The sequence below is a fragment of the Rhizobium yanglingense genome (assembly GCF_977109285.1).
The window spans coordinates 703,623-721,974 of record NZ_CDSAWY010000004.1 but is presented as its reverse complement, the minus strand read 5'-3'; the positions used below and the strand labels follow the sequence as shown (position 1 = coordinate 721,974).

The following is an 18,352-nucleotide window of genomic DNA, read 5'->3' as shown; positions in this document are numbered from 1 at the left end:
ACGCCTTTTTTCCCGTAAATGTGAAAGCCGCCGTAGATGGCCGAACGGTCGAGTGTGGTCATATCTCGGGACTTCTCCTCGAAATACTCCCATTGATCGCGGATCGCCGGGGAAAGACGGCCCTCGATGACGCTCTTTTCGGCCGCCGTGCGGAAGATGACGCGGGCGCCGGGGCGGGCGGTGCGGGTGATCTCCAGCCCAGAGCTCGTTCAGCTGCTGGTCCGTCATCCAGTCCTGCGCGTCGAGCAGGATATAACGGTCGCGAGAGGCGGCAGGTTCCTTGGCGAGAAGCTCGGTGAAGCTTGCGTGATGGACGTTGACGCGATCGACATTGGCGCGGATCACCTCGTAGTGCTCCCGCTTCAGATAAGTCGGCAGCGGGCCTTCGTCATGCGCAGGCGTACCCGGCGAGCAAAAGCCTGCCAGGCGAAATAGTTTTCGCTCATCGGAAAATGGCAGGCGAGCTTTTCGAGGCGATGCTTCAGCACCGGTGCGATCGACTGATCGGCGGCGAGGCTGGCAAGCTCATCATATTGCTGCGGCGGAATGCCGAGACCGAAAAGCGAGCTCTTGCGCCCTGGAATCTGGTCCAGCGCACCACCGGCTTTTCGAAGAGGGGCGCAACCTGCTCGTCGAAGAACTGGCGCTGTTCGCGGATGGAGCGGGTCTTCGTCATCTCTTTGAGATCGACGCCGTGCAGGCGGGCGAGGATCAGACGGGCCGCGCCGATGAAGCGGCCGAGCAGGCCGGTCTCATAGAAATTGCGGTTGAAGACGGTGACGCGGCGGCGGCCGAACTTGCGGCCGTTCCAATAGGCGCGTGTCGTCTCATCAAGCCTGGACGACAGGAAGTGGTCGAAGGCCTGGCTGTTCGAGCGCTCGTTGGGCATGGCGAGGAAGCGCACGAGGTCGGTATGGCCGGGGAGATGCTTGAAGGCAGCAAGCTTCAGGCGGTTGAGCGCGATATGGTGCGGGTTGAGGTCGACTACATCGATGGAGGCCGGCGCCATGGAGAGATAGGCGAGCATGTTGCAGCCGCCCGAGCCGATCGTGACGATGCGGTGATGCGGCTGCAGTTCCATCGCCTGCATGTCGAGATCCGGATCCTCCCAGATCTGCGGATAGACGAGGCCGGAAAAGAGCAGGCCGAAGAGCCGTTCCGAAAAGCCTTCCTTGGAAAATGCCTTGTGGCGGAGAAGAGCGTCCTTAGGCTTTCCCTTCTGGTTCTTGCGGAAGCCGGTATCCGGTGCAAATTCCGTCATATGAGTCTGTTCACCCTTTTTGCGTTCAGGGCGTGTAGCGCGTCGCTGCTACAGTTTGATGACGCAGACTGTGGGTATCGCTTTCCACAGGAATTGCCTGGCAGGAAACGGCACTCGCGTTGTTGTGCTCTTTTTTGTGAAGAGATTTCCTGCTTCTCTCCGTTCGTGGAGGCAATGACATGCGATTTGTTCTGCGTATCGTGAAGGCACTCGCCGCTGCTTCCGTCGTCATCGTCATCGGAGGCGGGACCTGGCTTTGCGTCAATCCGCCGGAGCTGTTGCGCGTGGGTGACGGATATGCGGCGAAGATCGTCTGCTCGAATGTCTTTTTGGCAGGACGCGACCCGCAAGCGGTGCTCTACGGCGACGTACAGGCGCCGGGCAATCCCCTGCTGCGATTGGTGAGAGTTTCGGTCGATCGGGATCAGGGTCATGTGACGGCGCGCATCCTGGGGCTCTTCGCACCCGGATATGCGCTCTATCGGGGGGCGCTCGGCTGCACGAGCGTGCCTGACGGCAATTTCAAGGCTGCTGCCGAAGCTGTACCTTCGGATACGTCGCCGCAGATGGTTCCGGAGAACGCGGCACTTTGGCCGGAAGGCGAAAGCGTTGCTGAAGCTAACGACGGAGAGATTGCGTCGCTGCTGGCAAACGACGTGCTGGCCGGTCCCGCAAATGCGGGCGATGGTCGTCGTTCACAACGACCGGATCGTGGCGGAGCGCTACGGCGAAGGCTTCAATGCGCAAACGCCTCTGCTTGGCTGGTCGATGACCAAGACAGTCAATGCGGCGCTCGTCGGACGCGCCATGCTCGATGGAAAGTTGGATTTCAACGCGACCAACCTTTTGCCGCAGTGGAAGGATGACGAACGGTCGCAGATCAGGCTCCGGGATTTGCTGGGCATGGAAAGCGGCCTCGCTTTCAACGAGGAGTACGGCGATGTTACGGATGTGACGCGCATGCTCTATCTCGACCCCGATATGGTTTCGTTGCCCGCCAATGCGCCGTTCGAAGCAAAGCCCGGCGAACGCTTCCGTTATTCGAGCGGTACGGCGGTCCTGTTGTCGCGAATTTGGATGGATGGGGTAGGCGACCGGAAAGCGGCCTTCTCTTATCCGAGGCAGGCACTTTTCAAGCCGCTCGGCATGTCGAGCGCGGTGCTGGAGGTCGATGCCCGTGGCACCTTTGCAGGCAGTTCCTATCTCTACGCGACGGCACGCGATTGGGCGCGTTTCGGGCAATTCCTGCTTCAGGACGGCGTCTGGAACGGTCAGCGGCTGTTGCCGGAGGGGTTTGCCAGGGCGATGCGAACGCCGACGCAATCGTCGGGCGGCAAGTATACGCAAGGTCAGGCATGGCTCGCAGCACCCGGCGGAGATACGAGCGCCGAAGCGGGGCTGCCGGAAGATACCTTCTGGCTGGAAGGACATGACGGGCAAAGCATGGCGATCGTGCCGTCCGCCGATCTGGTCTTCGTCCGCATGGGTTTGACGCCGGGCCGCCTCGGCTACAAGCCGCAGCTCATGCTGAAAGAGCTGCTGGCCGCGCTGCCTGCCAGTTGAGCGTATGTGAAGGAGAAAGCTTAGTAGTTGCCCTGGGCAATATTCGTCAGGCCTTTGCGCTTGGCATCGTAATAATAGCCGCGCGCATAAAGCCTCACGGCATCTTCTTCCTTGTTGTCGGAAACGAGCCATGCGCCGCGCAGATATTTCGCGGCATATTTGATGTTGGTTTCGGCGTCGAGAAGGCCGGTGGGCGCGCCGTCATAGCCCATCGATTTGGCCGTATTGTATTTGATCTGCATCAAGCCGAAATAACCGCGCTTATTGTAAGCCTTTGGATTGTAACGGCTTTCGCGGTGCACGACGCGGTGGATCAATGTTTCGGGGACTTCGTAAAGTTTCGAATATTTGCTGATCAGCTTGCTGATAAAGCTCTTTTCCGCGGTCGGGGCCGTATCAATGTCGCTGTCGCTGAACATCGGCGGCGCAGCCGGCGGGTCCATCGGACCGGACTCGTCGAAGGTGAAATCCGACATCGAACGCCGCGTGGGGCCGACGGAGGCGATGGCAGCCAGGGCGCCGCTCTGCGGCGCTGTCGCTGCGAAGGCAAGCTGGTTCGATGGCGATGCCGGAGTGCCTGGACGCGGGGTCGGCACGACCGATTGGATCGCGGTCATTTCCGGCGTCAGCGGAATCTGTGTGCCACTCGCGGTCATCGCCTGCTGCATGGCAGGATCGGCGGACGTTGCCGTCGCCGGCATTGCCGTTGCGGCAGCGGTCAAAGCGGGTGTCGCCTGCGGATTGGACGCTGCGAATGCGGTTTCGGGATGGCTGGCGCCGTCGGTGGCCGGTACGGCGGCCATCATCATCGCATCTGCGCCAGGCTTCGGGGTTGGAACGACGCTTTGCACAGCGGTCAATTCCGCCTGGGACGTGTACTCGACCGTCGAGCATCCGGCTATACCGCAGAGCATTGTCGTCACGACAAGGCCGCGTTTCAGGCCGGAAAATCCGTCGCTACCATTCGGTTTTCTGTCACTTTCGTGAATCGCGCCGCCCTGGCAGCATTTTAAAGTTATCGAGACCCTGAACCCTGATTTGCCATTAACCTATTCGCTGTTGCGCCGCAACCCGGCGAAAATCGTCAGGCAGCGATACGGCGATAACCGGCCGTCACGGCGCCTGCAGCGATCAATAACGTCCCGCCGGTGCGATTGACGGCGCGCTGTACGCTGGCTTTGCGGATGAGGCCGCGTGCGGCATTCGCTAGAAGTGCGTAAGTCGAAGCATTGATCGCTGCGAGAACGAGGAAGGTCAGCTCCATGATGACCATCTGTTCGAAGAAGGGCTTTGCGGGGTTGAGGAATTGCGGAACGAAGGCGACGAAAAAGACGATGCTCTTCGGATTGAGCGCCGTCACGATATAGGCGTGCAGAAAGATCTTCAGCGACTTTTCTTCCGGCAGGTTGTCGTTGTCGGCGACCGGTTCGGTGATGAGCGGCGCGCGCCAAAGCTTAATGCCTAGCCAGATGAGGTAGGCGCCGCCGATCCACTTCAGCACCGTGAAGAGCATTGCCGATGCGGCCAGAACCGCACCGAGGCCGAAGAGGGAAGCCGTCATCGCCGTGAAATCGCCGAGCGCCACGCCGCTCACCGTCGCCAGCGCCGTCCTTCGTCCATGGCCAAGCGCATAGGACACGACGAGCAGGATGGTCGGCCCCGGAATGGCAAGCATGATGGCGGATGCGGCGGCGAAAGCGAGCCAGGCTTCGAGCGACATGGAATCTCCTCCTAATCCCTAGGAAACAAGCAAAGACACCATATTAGCCCTGCGTCAATCATGCTTCCTGGTATTTTTGTCCGATCGTATCCATCACTTCGGCGAACCATCTGGTCGAAAGATCGAAGGCCTTGCCGCCCTTGATGCGGGGGAACTCGATGGTGCGCAATTTGCCGTCCTGTCCTTCGTCATGGCCAGTGACGCCGGAGACCTTGTTAAGGGCGCTTTCCACAGCCAGGTCCACCATGCTGTGGATGAGACGGAGGTCGTCGGCATTGGCGGGCGCGGAGCGGGCGAAATAGCCGGATTTCTGAACCAGGGAACGCTCGGCATTGACGAGGTTGGCGAACTGCTTCTGGAACCAGCCGCCGACATTGATCGTATCGATCTTCACATGGCCGAAGGCATCGCGCTTGATGGTCCTCGCCGGCGGCTTCGCGCTCCGCGACGATGGCATCGAGGCAGGCGCCTTCAGAGACGAAGACGGTCGGCATGGCCGGTCTTGTCCATGATCTCCTTGAGGCGTTCGGCTTCGGCCTGCAGATCAAAAGCCATTTCCGGCAGATAGACGGCGTTGATGCTTTTCAGGCCCGCATTCATCATCATCCCGTCGACATATTCGTAGTTCTTCGTGCGGCTGAGATAGGCCCGGGCGGTCGCCGCCGTCAGCCAGCCGCAGTGGCGGCCCATGACCTCGTGGATGACGAGCGTGCGCGGCGCCGCACTCTGCTCGTTGCTCACATTGTCGAAGAAATGCGCACCGACTTCAGCCGCCGTCCAGGCGCCCAGAGACTGGCGGATCGGCACGACGTCGTTGTCGACCGTCTTCGGCAGGCCGACGACGGTAAGGTCGTAATCGTTGGCAGCGAGATAGGCTGCGAGATCGGCAGCAGTCGTGTTGGTATCGTCGCCGCCGATGGTGTGAAGGATGGTGACGCCGTCATAGGCAAGGCGTTCGGCGGCGACGCGAAGCGGGTTTTCGCCTTCCTTGACTAGGCCGCGCTTGACGCAATCGGCGGCATTGGTGAGCTTGACGCGGCTGTTGCCGATCGGCGAGCCGCCGAAGCGGTGGAGAAGCGGCGCCTTTTGGCGCATTTCCTTGCTGATCTGGATGCTGTCGCCAAGCAGCACGCCCTGATAGCCGGATTTATAGGCAATGAGCTCGGCATCCGGCGCGACGTCGCTGTAGCGCTCGATGAGGCCGCCGACGGCCGAGGAAAGACAGGGAGCCAGGCCTCCGGCGGTCAGCATTGCTACTTTCTGTTTGGCCATTTTCCCTCCTTGAGTGCTTCTTGCGGGTAGTCGCATGCAGCTTACCTAACGCATGGATGCGGCAGGGAAAGAGGGCTGTAAAGCGAAGAATTTACGAAAAATGCACGGTTTCGGCGGGCAAGGCAAGAAAGGTGGCAAGAAGGACGCATCTAATCGTTTCAAGCCCCGATTTGCTTTCTGAGACGCGCTGTGGAAAATCTCGAGCAGGTAACGAGCCTGTCCGAAAGGCGCATAATGGTGCGCATGCGAATGCTGTCTCTCGCCTGATCAGAGGCGCGACAATTACCGAATTGTGAAAAGTGTTTTCAATCCTACGACCAATCGCCGCCTTGCAATGGCTATGATTATTTGATCAAGGTATTTTCATATTGCGATGCGAGAAACTTCGATGTCCTTCTGGGAAAAACTGTTGAATGCTGTTGGCAACGCTGCGGGTAACCTGCTCTCGGCGATCGTCGAGGCGATCCGCACGGTTTTCGAGGGTGATCCCGAGACCCGTCGCAAGGTCGCGTTCTCCGTTGCCATCATCGCGCTTTCCGCCAAGATGGCGAAGGCCGACGGGATCGTCAGCGAGAAAGAAGTCCGGGCTTTTCGCGACATTTTCTTCTTTCCGCAGGACCAGGCGAAGAACGTTGCCCGCCTCTACAATCTCGCGCGACAGGATGTCGCGGGTTATGAGGCCTATGCTGCGAAGCTTTCTTCACTGTGCGTCAGCTGCGCCTCCAATTGCGCTGTTCTGGAAGACGTGCTCGACGGCCTCTTCCACATCGCCAAGGCGGACGGGGCGGTCCATGAGAAGGAGATGAATTTTCTCCGTCATATCGGTCAGATCTTCGAGATGAGCGAAGAACGTTTCGAGCAGATCGCGGCGCGCCATGTCTCGATCGGCCGGGACCCCTACAAGGTCCTCGGCGTTTCGCCTTCCGACGATTTCCCGACGATCCGCCGCCGCTATCACGGCCTTGTCAGCGAGAACCATCCCGATCGGCTGATTTCGCGCGGCGTGCCCAGAGAGTTCCACGCGATCGCCAACGAGCGCATGGCTGCCCTCAACGATGCCTATGCGACGATCGAGAAGGAACGCCGCGCCGCATGACCTCGTTCGAGGCCGACTATCGCAAGGCTTGCGTGCAGCCGTCGCCGAACCATGGCGAGCGTGCGGACGGGCGCAAACCGGATATGATCATCCTTCATTACACGGGCATGCCAACGCCGGGCTCGGCGCTCGATTGGCTCTGTCGCGAGGAGAGCCAGGTCTCCTGCCACTATTTCGTCCACGAGAACGGCGATGTCGTTCAGCTCGTTGCGGAGGCGCGTCGGGCGTGGCATGCCGGTAAGGGCAGCTGGCACGGCGAGGGGGATATCAATTCCCGATCCATTGGCATCGAAATCGCCAATGCCGGGCATCCGGGCGGCCTGCCGGACTTCCCTAAAAAGCAGATTGCGGCGGTGATCGAATTGTGTCGTGATTGCGGCAAACGTTGGTCGATCGCACCGGAAAGGGTGCTCGCGCACTCGGACGTTGCACCGATTCGCAAGGTCGATCCGGGCGAGAAATTTCCGTGGGCGGAACTGCATCACGCAGGGGTAGGACACTGGGTCGAACCGGCGCCGATCACCGGCGGGCGCTTCTTCCAGCGTGGTGACTGCGGCCAACCGGTGGAAGCCCTGCAGTCGATGCTCTCGCTTTACGGTTATGCCACGGAAATCACAGGTGAATTCTCCGAGAGGACGGCGGGCGACGTGGAGGCCTTCCAGCGTCACTTCCGCCAGGAGCGCGTCGACGGCATTGCCGACTTTTCGACGATCGACACGCTTCACCGGCTGCTCTCTGCGCTGCCGCGTTATTCATGACGTCTGTGTGACGCTCAAGCAACGTTTTTGCGCAAACGACCTTGAATGCTGCACTGCCACATCATTTCCCTATTATCTCCTCATTGCGATGGTCTAACCCCGGTCGCTGAACGGCGCTCGCGGCTGTTTTTGTGTGTAGCTGCGGGAGTCAAAATGAAACGATAAGAATTGCTGCGGAACGTTGCCAGTCCTTGGCACGTGGAACCGGAAGACGGCGAGGCGCGCAGTCTGGTAATTCTTTGGGTCGGAGTAACTAGACTACATGAGACATTTGATTATTGGTGCAGCGGCATGCGCAAGCTTGCTGCTGGCAGGGTACGGCTGCGCTTTTGCTGGCGATGCAGGTAATAAAAACAATGACGGCAACGAGAAAACCGAGACGGTCCTTTTCAAGACCGTCGACCGCCAAAGCGGTTATGCAATGCCGGATTTCACAGCCAATAAGTATTCCGTTCTGATTGCCAAATACGCCGAGCAATATGACGTGCCTGTCGAGCTTGCCCACGCCGTCGTCCGTGTCGAGAGCAATTTCAACCCAAAGGCACGCGGCAGCGCAGGCGAGATCGGCCTCATGCAGATCAAGCCGGCAACGGCGCGCATGATGGGTTATTCGGGAACGAAGAAGGGCCTCTTCGATCCGGAAACGAACATCAAGTATGGGATGAAATATCTGGCGGCTGCCCATGAACTCGGCGGCGGGCAGACCTGCAACACCATCCTCAAATACAATGCCGGCCACGGCGCACGGAAGATGAACCCGATCTCAAAGGCCTATTGCGGCAAAGTGCTGACTCTTATGTCAAGCGCGGCGCAAACCTCGATTTAAGAATATGAATCGCGTCGGCCGCCGTGCTATCTGACCTCGAAGCGAGGTGAGATATGGCGGCTGATTTCAAATATATCGTCGTCGGCCGTGGCATGATGGGCGCGGCGGCGGCGAAGCATCTGGCGAGACAGACGGACGGCGTTGCCGTGATCGGTCCAGACGAACCGGAAAATCGCAAGGCCCATCAGGGTGTTTTCGCCAGCCATTACGACGAGGGCCGCATCACCCGGACCGTCGATCCGGATCGCGACTGGGCGCTGCTCGCCAATCGTTCCATCGCCCGATATGCTGAGATCGAAGCAGAGAGCGGCATCACATTCTACACCGAAGCGGGTTGCGCCTTCGTGGCGCCGGCGCAGAGCGACTATATCGTCAACACGATCAAAGCCGCTGCATCGCTTGGTGTCGAAACGAAGCTGCTCGACGAGGCGAGCCTCAAAGCAGCGTTTCCTTTCTTTGCCCTGCCGGCCGGCTGCCAGAGCGTATTCCAGGTAAAGGGCGCCGGCCATATCAGTCCGCGCAAACTGGTGAAAGCGCAGTCGACCATTGCGGAAAAGGCGGGTGCAACAGTCGTCCGCGACTCTGTGACGGCGATCCGTAAGGCGGGCGGGGTTGCTGCTGTCGAGACCTCGCGCGGCAAGGTCTACTCGGCGGAAAAAGTGCTGCTTGCGGCAGGCGGTTTTTCCATTGGCGAGAATTTGTTGCCGCAATCGGTTGATATGTCGGTTTATGGGCGGACGGTCACGCTGTTCGAAGTGAGCGAGGCGCAGGCCGCAGAGTTTGCCGCCATGCCGTCCTTGATCGTCGAGGCGCCGGAGACCGACATCTATTTGCTGCCTCCGATCCGCTATCCTGACTTGAAATTCTATCTCAAGATCGGCGGCGATCCCGATGACTACCTACTTAAGACCGAGAAGGATTTGCGTGCCTGGTTCCGGACCGACGGCCGGCCGGCGGTGCGCGACCATCACATGGCGATTGTCCGCCGTCTTGTACCGGATCTGCGGCCGCTTTCCGTTTCGACGGCAGCCTGCGCCGTCTCGCATACGAAGAGCCGTTATCCGATGATCGGCTATACTTCGTCTCCACAGTTTGCGGTGCTGACCGGCTGCGCCGGCACTTCGGCGAAGAGTTCCGACGAGATCGGCCGTCTTGGGGCTGAGCTGTTGTTTAAGGGTGAAATCGGGGATCAGGGCTACGCTACGGATTTCAAACCTTCTTTCCGGTAATGTCATCCGTATATTTCCAGTGGCAATTGGCGGCACTCTCGGCTATTTGAGCCCTGCCAGTTGGCCGGGCAGCCGCGCTTTACCAATGTCGAAAGGCGGTAAGGTGAGGAAAGTCCGGGCTCCACGGAAATACGGTGCCGGATAACGTCCGGCGAGGGCGACCTCAGGGAAAGTGCCACAGAAAGCAAACCGCCTGCGCTTGCGCAGGTAAGGGTGAAAGGGTGGGGTAAGAGCCCACCGCGTCTCCGGCAACGGCGACGGCACGGTAAACCCCACCGGGAGCAAGACCGAATAGGGATGACGTGGCGGGCGAAAGCCCGCCGGCCGGTTTCCGGGTCAGTCATCCGGGTGGGTTGCGTGAGGCAGCGTGCGAACGCTGTCCCAGAGGAATGGCTGCCACGTTCCGGCTTCGGCCGGAGCCATACAGAACCCGGCTTACAGGCCAACTGGCGATTTAACTTCTGTGGCGTCGGATTTCGGGGCGCCGATCCGTAATCCTCTGATTGTTCGCGATTTTTGCGCATGATCGCGCATGTGCTGTCGTGCCGATTTCTTATTCTCATCGATGCTTTCTGGGACGAGCGGAAGTGTCGATCCTAACCCTTTGTTAAACTTAACAGCTTATAAATTTTCGATACTGCGCTCATCGCGAGACGGGCGTTTCCCATTGACGCCCATATGGTCCCATGGTATCCCATAAATGCACTGCACGAGGGCAATCAAACGCCCATCAATCGCAAAGCCAAGGCGTCTTCCTTTCCGGAGGCGCCGGATGGATTTTCGTTCATCCGGCTGGCGAAGCTGTGTCTGAATTTGAGGGTTCCGGGCATCTGTATTCTGCCCGGGCTCTTTCGGGAACGGATGTTTCGTGTCATGAGCCGCTTCCTTTCGAATGCGACCAACCGGATCGATTCCAAGGGCAGGGTTTCCGTGCCTGCGGCTTTTCGCTCCGTTCTGGCGCAGCGCAACGTCCAGGAGCTCTATTGCTTTCAGGACTTTGTGTTTCCGGCGATCAGCGTCGGCGGCCTGGATCTTCTCGAAAGGTTCGAGCGGCAGATCGCTGCGGAGGATCCGTTTTCGCCGGATGCGAACGAGATGTCGCTTCTTATCCATGGGGGCGGGGTCTTCATGAAGCTCGACGCCGAGGGGCGGCTGATGGTCACGGAGTTCATCCGCGACTTTACCGGCATCTCGGACGAGGTGGCCTTCGTCGGTCGGGCGGACCATTTTCAGCTGTGGCAGCCGCGGGCATTCCAGGCGGCCCAGATACAGGCACGAGGGGAGCGCAGGCTGGCGGGCAGGCACTCCGGATAGAACGAGGGTACGGAATGGCGGCGAATCCTGGCGGAGGTTCAACTGATGCCGGTGGCGGACCGGTTCGCCACATTCCGGTTCTTCTTGCTGAAGTGCTTTCAGCACTTCAGCCGGCTTCCGGCAAAATCATTCTCGATGGAACCTTTGGTGCCGGCGGCTACACATCGGCCATTCTCGATGCCGGCGCCGATGTGATCGCGCTGGATCGGGATCCGACGGCAATTGCGGCCGGCCAGGACATGGTTGCAGCCTATGGCGGCCGCCTGAAGCTCACGCATTCGCAGTTTTCCAGCCTGGCCGATCATGCGCCTGAGAGTGGACTCGACGGCGTCGTGCTCGACATTGGTGTTTCCTCGATGCAGATCGATGAGGCGGAGCGCGGTTTCTCCTTCCAGAAGAGCGGCCCGCTCGACATGCGCATGTCTGCTTCCGGCGTTTCTGCCGCCGACGTCGTCAATCGCGCAAAGGTCGCCGAACTCATCCGCATCTTCCATTTCCTCGGTGAAGAAGATCAGGCGCCGCGTATCGCGCATGCCATCGAGAAGCGCCGGGCCGAAAAGCCGTTCGAAACGACGCGCGATCTCGCCGGGCTCATCGAGGTGGTGACGCCGCGCAAGATGAAGGACAAGATTCATCCGGCGACCCGCGTTTTCCAGGCGCTTCGCATCTTCGTCAATGACGAGCTTGGCGAGCTCGGGCAGGCGCTCTTTGCCGCCGAGCGCGTCTTAAAGCCCGGCGGCCGTCTCGTGGTCGTCACCTTCCATTCGCTGGAGGACCGTATCGTCAAGAAATTCTTCTCCGACCGCGCGGGCAAAGCTTCAGGCTCGCGCCATCTGCCGATCGCCCATGAGCGCGCGGCGACCTTCGAACCAATCGGTAAATCCATGATTGCTGCAGGTAAGGCTGAAGCCGAGGCCAATCCGCGGGCGCGTTCGGCCAAGCTGCGGGCCGGCACGCGTACCAATGCGCCGGCCGAAGCTGGGGATATGTCGATCTTCGGATTGCCCAGTCTTGCCAACCTCGAAAAGCTTGGGGGTTGATATGCTGAGAACGTTCGACTTTGTGCTCATCGGCGTCATGACGGCAGCGGCCACCGTGACCTATACAATCAAGCACCGCGCAGAATTGAAGCTCGAAGAGGTTCATCGCCTCGAAGCCGAGATCAAGCTCGAAAAGGATACGATCGATCTGCTCAAGGCCGACTGGGCGCTGCAATCGCAGCCGAACCGCCTGGAGCGGCTGGTGAACACCTATAATGGCGAACTGAAGTTGCAGCCGACGGACTCCACCGCGCTCGTCCATATGCACGAATTGCCGATGTTGAAATCGCAGGTTCCGGTTCCGGAAATCACCGAGGCGAAGAACGGCCAGAAGCCTGGTGCAAGAGCAGGTACGGCCGTTGCTGCCAAGGCGCAGCCGGTTCCCACTCCGGCACCGCGGGCGGAAGAAGAGGATCTGATGTCAACGGGATCTGTGGAGTAGCCATGTCGTTTCTCTCTCGCATCATGGTCCTGAAAAGCCAGGCGCATTTCTCCTCCGGCGTCTATAACCGCTTCGGTGGCCCCTCGGGCAGCTTGCCGCTTGAAGGTTCGCGCAAGAAGAAGTCCGGTCAGGCCAAAAGCCGCGTCGGCCTGCTGATCCTCGGGTTCACCGCGCTTTACGGCGTCATCGGTGGCCGTCTGGTCGAATATGGGATGAAGGATCCGGAAGTCGTTTCCAGCATCCTGCCACCGGACCGCCTGATGGCGTCGCGGCCCGACATCCTCGATCGCAACGGCGAAGTGCTGGCGACCGACATCCGCACGGTTTCCCTTTTTGCTGAACCGAACAAGATCGTCGATGCCGATGAGGCAATCGAGAAGCTTGCGACTGTCCTGCCCGATCTCGACGTGAAGGGCACTTACAAGAAGCTCTCGGTGAAGAGTTCGCATTTCGCGTGGCTTCGCCGCCAGCTGACCCCGAAGCAGCAGAGCCAGATTCTGGCGCTCGGCATTCCTGGTATCGGTTTCCGTCCGGAAAAGCGTCGCTTCTACCCGGGTGGTCCGACGGCCTCGCATATTCTCGGTTACGTCAACATCGACAACCGCGGCGTCGCGGGCATGGAAAAATACATCGACGACCAGGGCCTTGCCGACCTGGCATCGGTGGGAATGACCAGCGATCAGCCGCTCGAGCCGGTCAAGCTCTCGATCGACCTGCGCGTCCAGAACATCGTGCGCGACGTCGTGATAAACGCGGTCACCAACTACGAAGCCAAGGGCGCGGGTGCGGTCGTCCTAAATATTCATACCGGCGAAGTGCTCGGCATGGCCTCAGCGCCGGACTTCGACCCGAACAATCCGGAAGAGGGCGCCAAGGAAGGCTGGCTGAACCGCATGTCGAACGGCACGTTCGAAATGGGCTCGACCTTCAAGACCTTCAGCACGGCCATGGCGCTCGACAGCGGCAAGGTCAGCATTAACGACAGCTTCGATGCGAGCCGCCCGATCCGCATCGGCGGCTTTACGATCAACGATTTCCACGGTCAGCGACGCTGGCTGACCGTGCCGGAAATCTTTGAATATTCGTCGAACATCGGCACGGCGAAGATGATCGATATCGTCGGCATGGAGCTGCAGAAGGACTATCTGACGCGCTTTGGGCTGCTGACGAAGATGCGGACGGAACTGCCGGAAGTGAAGATGCCGAGCCAGCCGAAGGTCTGGAAGAAGATTAACTCGATCACGATCTCTTTCGGCCATGGGGTCTCGACGACACCGCTGCAGACGGCGGTTGCCGGCGCAGCCCTCGTCAACGGCGGCAAGCTCATCGAGCCGACCTTCCTGCCGCGCACCCGTGACCAGGCAGACGAGACGGCCGAGGTCGTCGTCAAGAAGAGCACCAGCGACGAAATCCGCTACCTCTTCAAGCTGAACGGCCTCAAAGGTTCGGGACGCAACGCCGACGTGCCGGGCTTCAACGTTGGCGGCAAGACGGGCACGGCCGACAAGGTCGTCAACGGCCGCTACGCGAATGATTTGAATTTCAACGCTTTTATCGCGGCGTTCCCGATCGATAATCCACAATATGTCGTGCTGACCTTCTGCGACGAGCCACATAACGGCGAAAAGGGCCAGAACATCGCTGCCTACACGGCTGCGCCAATGGTCAAGAACATCATCCGGCGCGCCGCACCCATCCTCGGTATCGAACCGCAATTTGGCCAAGACGGATCGGCCTTGCTGGTGTCTTATTGAGTGTGAATGAATATCAGCGCCGATTCGCGTGGGGTGGGCGGCGTGAGAAAGAAAAGACATTCGATGAAACTGCGGGACATAGCCGGAAGCGCGTTTCCGGAAATCAAGGAGCAACTCGAAGGGCCGGTGGGCGGGCTGGAGATCTCCGGGCTTTCAGCCGATAGCCGCAAGATCGAAGCCGGAATGGCGTTCATTGCGGTGGCCGGCTCGAAGGCGGACGGCGCGGTCTATATCGCCGATGCCGCCAAACATGGCGCGACCCTTGCCGTGTCGGCTCAAGCCGTCGAGGCTCCCATTCCTGTCCTGGCGGTCAAGGAACCGCGCCGTTTTCTCTCCGTCGCCGCATCGCATTTCTATGGCAGGCAACCTCAGACGATGGTTGCCGTAACCGGCACGGCGGGCAAGACCTCCGTCGCTTCCTTCACGCGTCAGATCTGGGCCTATGCCGGACATCCGGCGGCCATGATCGGCACGACCGGCGTCGTTTCGCCGCTGCGCAACGAATACGGCTCGCTGACGACCCCCGATCCGGTTTCGCTGCACAAGCTGCTGGCCGATCTCGCTGACGAGGGCGTGACGCACGCTTCGATGGAGGCATCGAGCCACGGTCTCGACCAGTGCCGTCTGGATGGCGTGAAGCTTTCGGCTGCCGCCTTCACCAATCTCGGCCGCGATCACATGGATTATCATCCGACCGTCGAAAGCTACATGGCCGCCAAGATGCGGCTTTTCGATACGTTGCTGCCGAAGGGTTCGCCTGCCGTCATCTTCGCCGACGATGCCTGGTCCGAGCAGGCGATCAAGGCGGCGAAGGATGCGGGCCACGATGTCCGCACCGTCGGCCGCAAAGGGGACTACCTGGCGCTGAAGCGGGTCGAGCACTTCCGTCACAAGCAGATCGCCGAAGTTCATTGCGGTGACGAGATCTTCGAGGTCGATATTCCGCTCGCCGGCGACTTTCAGGTCGCCAATGGGCTGGTTGCCGCGGCGCTTGCCATGTCCACCGGCGTTCCAGCCAAGATCGCGATGGCCGCGCTTGAAAAGCTGCAGGGCGCCTCGGGGCGTCTCGAACTCGTCGGCCATACGAAGGATGGCGCGCTTGCTTATGTCGATTACGCCCACAAGCCGGATGCGCTGGAAAATGTACTGAATTCCGTGCGTCCCTTCACGACCGGGCGCGTGATCCTTGTCTTCGGCTGCGGCGGCGACCGCGATCGGGGCAAGCGTCCGATCATGGGCGAGATCGCCTGCCGCCTGGCCGATGTGGTGATCGTCACGGACGACAATCCGCGTTCCGAGGAGCCGGCCTCGATCCGATCCGAGATCATGGCTGCGGCGCCATGCGCCACCGAAATCGGCGACCGTTCGGAGGCGATCTACGAGGCCGTCGGCATGCTGAAATCCGGCGACACACTCATCGTTGCAGGCAAGGGGCATGAAGAAGGGCAGACCATTGGGAGTGTGACGCTGCCGTTCTCGGACCACGCCGAAGTGCGCGAAGCTTTGGAGGAGCTGAAATCGTGAACTGGCTTTGGACCACCGATGACATGATTGCCGCCATGGCAGGCCGCCCGTTCGGCACGCTTCCTGAAGGCATCACCGGCATTTCCATAGACAGCCGCTCGATCGGTACCGGCGAAGCCTTCTTCGCCATCAAGGGCGACCGGGTCGACGGCCATGACTTCGCCTCGATGGCGATGGCGAACGGTGCTGCACTTCTCGTCGTCAGCGAAGCCCGCCTTCCGGGGCTTGGCCGATTGACTGTTCCGATGATCGTCGTCGACGATGTGCTCGCAGCCCTTGGTCGGCTTGCCGTCGCGTCGCGTCAGCGCTCGCGGGCTCAGATCATTGCGGTGACGGGCTCTGTCGGTAAGACGACGACCAAGGAGATGCTTCGCCACGTGCTTTCGCCGTCCGGCAAGGTGCACGCCTCCGTCGCCTCCTTCAACAACCATTGGGGCGTGCCCTTGACACTGGCACGCATGCCGCTCGACACGCACTTCGGCGTCTTTGAAGTCGGCATGAACCACCCGGGCGAAATCCGGCCGCTGGTGAAGATGATCCGGCCGCATGTCGCCGTCGTCACGACGATTGCTCCCGCGCATCTCGGCAATTTCAAGAGTATCAAGGAAATCGCCGCGGCGAAGGCGGAGGTTTTCGAAGGCTTGGTGCATGGCGGGCATGTCGTGCTCAACCGCGACAGCGACCAATACAATTTCCTCGAACGGACGGCGCAGTCGCTCGGCATCGAGAATATCCATTCCTTCGGCCAGCACGCGAAGGCCGAGTTCCGCCTTGCGGAATTCAACGGTTCGGACGAAAGCTCGGCGCTGTGGCTGACGATCGACGGCGACACGTTCGAAGTGGCGATCGGCGCGCCCGGACGGCACATTGCGGAAAATGCGCTGGCCGCTCTCGGCATCGTCACGCTCGTCAACGCGGACCTCGACAAGGCGATCGCAGCGCTGGCCACCCTGCAGCCCGAAAAGGGCAGGGGCCGCCGCCACAAGTTGTCGCTCGGAAACGGTAGCTTCACGCTGATCGACGAAAGCTACAACGCCAACCCCGCCTCGATGCGCGCGGCCATCGCGCTGCTTGCGACAGCCGGTCCGGCAGGGCGCGGGCGCCGCATCGCCGTGCTCGGCGACATGCTGGAAATGGGCGAATACGCGCAAAAGGTTCATTCCGACCTTTCCGGGCCGCTGCTTGCGGCCGGCATCGAACATGTCTGGCTTGCCGGCAAGGACATGCTGGCGCTGAAGGAATCGCTTCCCGACAGCGTGCAGGTCGAATACCGCGAGAAGACGGAAGAACTCACGGAATATGTATTGAACTCGGTCGCGCCCGGCGACGTGTTGATGGTGAAATCGTCTTTGGGGATAGGCTTCGGCAAGATTGTCGCTGCGATCCTTGACAGGTTTGCGCCATTTGTAGACACGCAACGCCAACTTTGACCGGGTAAACAAGGGGCCTCGAATGCTGATTTGGCTAGTCGAACTGTCGGAACAACTCAAATTTCTGAACTTGTTCAGATACATTACCTTCCGTACAGGCGCCTCTCTCTTCACGTCCGCACTGATCGTCTTCCTCTTCGGGCCGATGATCATCAACTCGCTCCGAATCCGCAGGGAAAGGGCCAGCCGATCCGCGCCGACGGGCCGCAGACGCATTTCAAGAAGGCCGGCACGCCGACCATGGGCGGGCTGATGATCCTCGCAGGCATCGTCGGCGCCTCGCTTCTGTGGGCCGACCTTTCCAACGTCTATGTTGTCGCGACACTGCTCGTCACCCTCGGCTTCGGCGCGATCGGCTTTTACGACGACTATCTCAAGGTCACGAAGCAGAGCGATAAGGGGTTCTCGGGCAAGGCGCGTCTTGGCATAGAGTTCGTGATTGCCGGCATCGCCGTCTATTTCATGATGCGCACCGCGCTTGCCTCCGGTACCGCAGGCTCGACCTTCGGCTCCTCGGTCGCATTCCCGTTCTTCAAGGATTTCCTGATCAATCTCGGCATCGTGTTCGTGGCCTTCGGTGGCTTCGTCATCGTTTCGGCGGGCAATGCCGTCAACCTGACGGACGGTCTCGATGGTCTTGCGATCGTTCCGGTGATGATTGCCGCCGCCTCCTTCGGTATCATCGCCTATCTTGCCGGTAATGCGGTCTTTGCGAACTACCTGCAGATCAACTTCGTGCCCGGCACTGGCGAACTTGCCGTGGTTCTCGGCGCAGTCATCGGTGCAGGCCTCGGCTTCCTCTGGTTCAACGCGCCGCCCGCCGCAATCTTCATGGGCGATACGGGTTCGCTGGCGCTCGGCGGCACGATCGGCACCGTTGCGGTCGCGACCAAGCACGAGATCGTCATGGCAATCATCGGCGGTCTCTTCGTTGCAGAAACGCTCTCGGTCATCATCCAGGTCGGCTTCTTCAAGATGACCGGGCGCCGCGTCTTCTTGATGGCGCCGATCCATCACCATTTCGAGAAGAAGGGCTGGACGGAAAGCCAAGTGGTGATCCGCTTCTGGATCATCGCCGTCGGCCTTGCGATGCTCGGCCTTTCGACCCTCAAGCTGCGGTGAG

General features: G+C 60.2%; 12 protein-coding genes, 1 other RNA gene and 4 pseudogenes. 13 read left to right on the top strand and 4 right to left on the bottom strand.

Annotation, left to right across the window (positions count from 1 at the left end; all coding sequences use genetic code 11):
• Window positions 1-5: 5 nt before the first annotated feature.
• A pseudogene (locus ACW4PC_RS08565) lies at window positions 6-1,261 on the bottom strand (DUF3419 family protein); the annotation flags it as partial.
• Between the two features lie 179 nt (window positions 1,262-1,440).
• Between ACW4PC_RS08565 and ACW4PC_RS08560 the strand changes: the two are divergent.
• Window positions 1,441-2,824 (top strand): annotated as a pseudogene (locus ACW4PC_RS08560) (serine hydrolase domain-containing protein).
• A gap of 20 nt (window positions 2,825-2,844) precedes the next feature.
• Here ACW4PC_RS08560 and ACW4PC_RS08555 read toward each other — a convergent pair.
• The 3 genes and pseudogenes from ACW4PC_RS08555 to ACW4PC_RS08545 form a co-directional block, all read right to left on the bottom strand.
• Complete coding sequence (locus ACW4PC_RS08555; protein ID WP_455873646.1) at window positions 2,845-3,738, bottom strand: transglycosylase SLT domain-containing protein; 894 nt, start codon at window positions 3,736-3,738, stop codon at window positions 2,845-2,847.
• Between the two features lie 170 nt (window positions 3,739-3,908).
• On the bottom strand, window positions 3,909-4,544 hold the full coding sequence (locus tag ACW4PC_RS08550; RefSeq protein WP_039845362.1) for a LysE family translocator: 636 nt from the start codon (window positions 4,542-4,544) through the stop codon (window positions 3,909-3,911).
• Between the two features lie 58 nt (window positions 4,545-4,602).
• A pseudogene (locus ACW4PC_RS08545) lies at window positions 4,603-5,816 on the bottom strand (pyrophosphate--fructose-6-phosphate 1-phosphotransferase).
• 388 nt (window positions 5,817-6,204) lie between these two features.
• On the opposite strand from ACW4PC_RS08545, the gene ACW4PC_RS08540 reads away from it, so the two are divergent.
• From ACW4PC_RS08540 to mraY, 12 genes and pseudogenes are all read left to right on the top strand, one after another.
• A complete protein-coding gene (locus ACW4PC_RS08540) occupies window positions 6,205-6,912 on the top strand; it encodes a J domain-containing protein (RefSeq protein ID WP_039845360.1) in 708 nt (235 codons plus the stop codon).
• Window positions 6,909-7,670, top strand: a complete 762-nt coding sequence (locus ACW4PC_RS08535) for an N-acetylmuramoyl-L-alanine amidase (protein ID WP_455873483.1) — start codon at window positions 6,909-6,911, stop codon at window positions 7,668-7,670. The genes ACW4PC_RS08540 and ACW4PC_RS08535 overlap by 4 nt, the downstream gene beginning before the upstream one ends.
• Before the next feature lie 262 nt (window positions 7,671-7,932).
• Entirely contained in the window at window positions 7,933-8,496 is a 564-nt protein-coding gene (locus ACW4PC_RS08530; RefSeq protein ID WP_455873482.1) for a lytic transglycosylase domain-containing protein, read from the top strand.
• 53 nt (window positions 8,497-8,549) lie between these two features.
• A complete protein-coding gene (locus ACW4PC_RS08525; RefSeq protein WP_455873481.1) occupies window positions 8,550-9,725 on the top strand; it encodes an NAD(P)/FAD-dependent oxidoreductase in 1,176 nt (391 codons plus the stop codon).
• A 56-nt stretch (window positions 9,726-9,781) separates the two neighbouring features.
• An RNA gene (rnpB, locus tag ACW4PC_RS08520) (RNase P RNA component class A) lies at window positions 9,782-10,179 on the top strand.
• A gap of 419 nt (window positions 10,180-10,598) precedes the next feature.
• Window positions 10,599-11,039, top strand: a complete 441-nt coding sequence (gene mraZ / locus ACW4PC_RS08515; RefSeq protein ID WP_455873480.1) for a division/cell wall cluster transcriptional repressor MraZ — start codon at window positions 10,599-10,601, stop codon at window positions 11,037-11,039.
• 14 nt (window positions 11,040-11,053) lie between these two features.
• Window positions 11,054-12,079, top strand: coding sequence for a 16S rRNA (cytosine(1402)-N(4))-methyltransferase RsmH (gene rsmH / locus ACW4PC_RS08510; protein ID WP_455873479.1), 1,026 nt, complete (start codon window positions 11,054-11,056; stop codon window positions 12,077-12,079).
• 1 nt (window position 12,080) lies between these two features.
• A complete protein-coding gene (gene ftsL / locus ACW4PC_RS08505) occupies window positions 12,081-12,521 on the top strand; it encodes a cell division protein FtsL (protein ID WP_455873478.1) in 441 nt (146 codons plus the stop codon).
• A 2-nt stretch (window positions 12,522-12,523) separates the two neighbouring features.
• On the top strand, window positions 12,524-14,275 hold the full coding sequence (locus tag ACW4PC_RS08500) for a peptidoglycan D,D-transpeptidase FtsI family protein (RefSeq protein WP_455873477.1): 1,752 nt from the start codon (window positions 12,524-12,526) through the stop codon (window positions 14,273-14,275).
• 6 nt (window positions 14,276-14,281) lie between these two features.
• Window positions 14,282-15,799, top strand: coding sequence for a UDP-N-acetylmuramoyl-L-alanyl-D-glutamate--2,6-diaminopimelate ligase (locus tag ACW4PC_RS08495; protein WP_455873476.1), 1,518 nt, complete (start codon window positions 14,282-14,284; stop codon window positions 15,797-15,799).
• Window positions 15,796-17,229 carry a UDP-N-acetylmuramoylalanyl-D-glutamyl-2,6-diaminopimelate--D-alanyl-D-alanine ligase gene (locus tag ACW4PC_RS08490; protein WP_455873475.1) on the top strand — a complete coding sequence of 478 codons (1,434 nt, stop codon included), beginning with the start codon at window positions 15,796-15,798 and terminating at the stop codon, window positions 17,227-17,229. Before ACW4PC_RS08495 ends, ACW4PC_RS08490 begins: the two co-directional genes overlap by 4 nt.
• A gap of 22 nt (window positions 17,230-17,251) precedes the next feature.
• A pseudogene (mraY, locus tag ACW4PC_RS08485) lies at window positions 17,252-18,351 on the top strand (phospho-N-acetylmuramoyl-pentapeptide-transferase).
• The last annotated feature ends 1 nt before the right edge of the window (window position 18,352 follow it).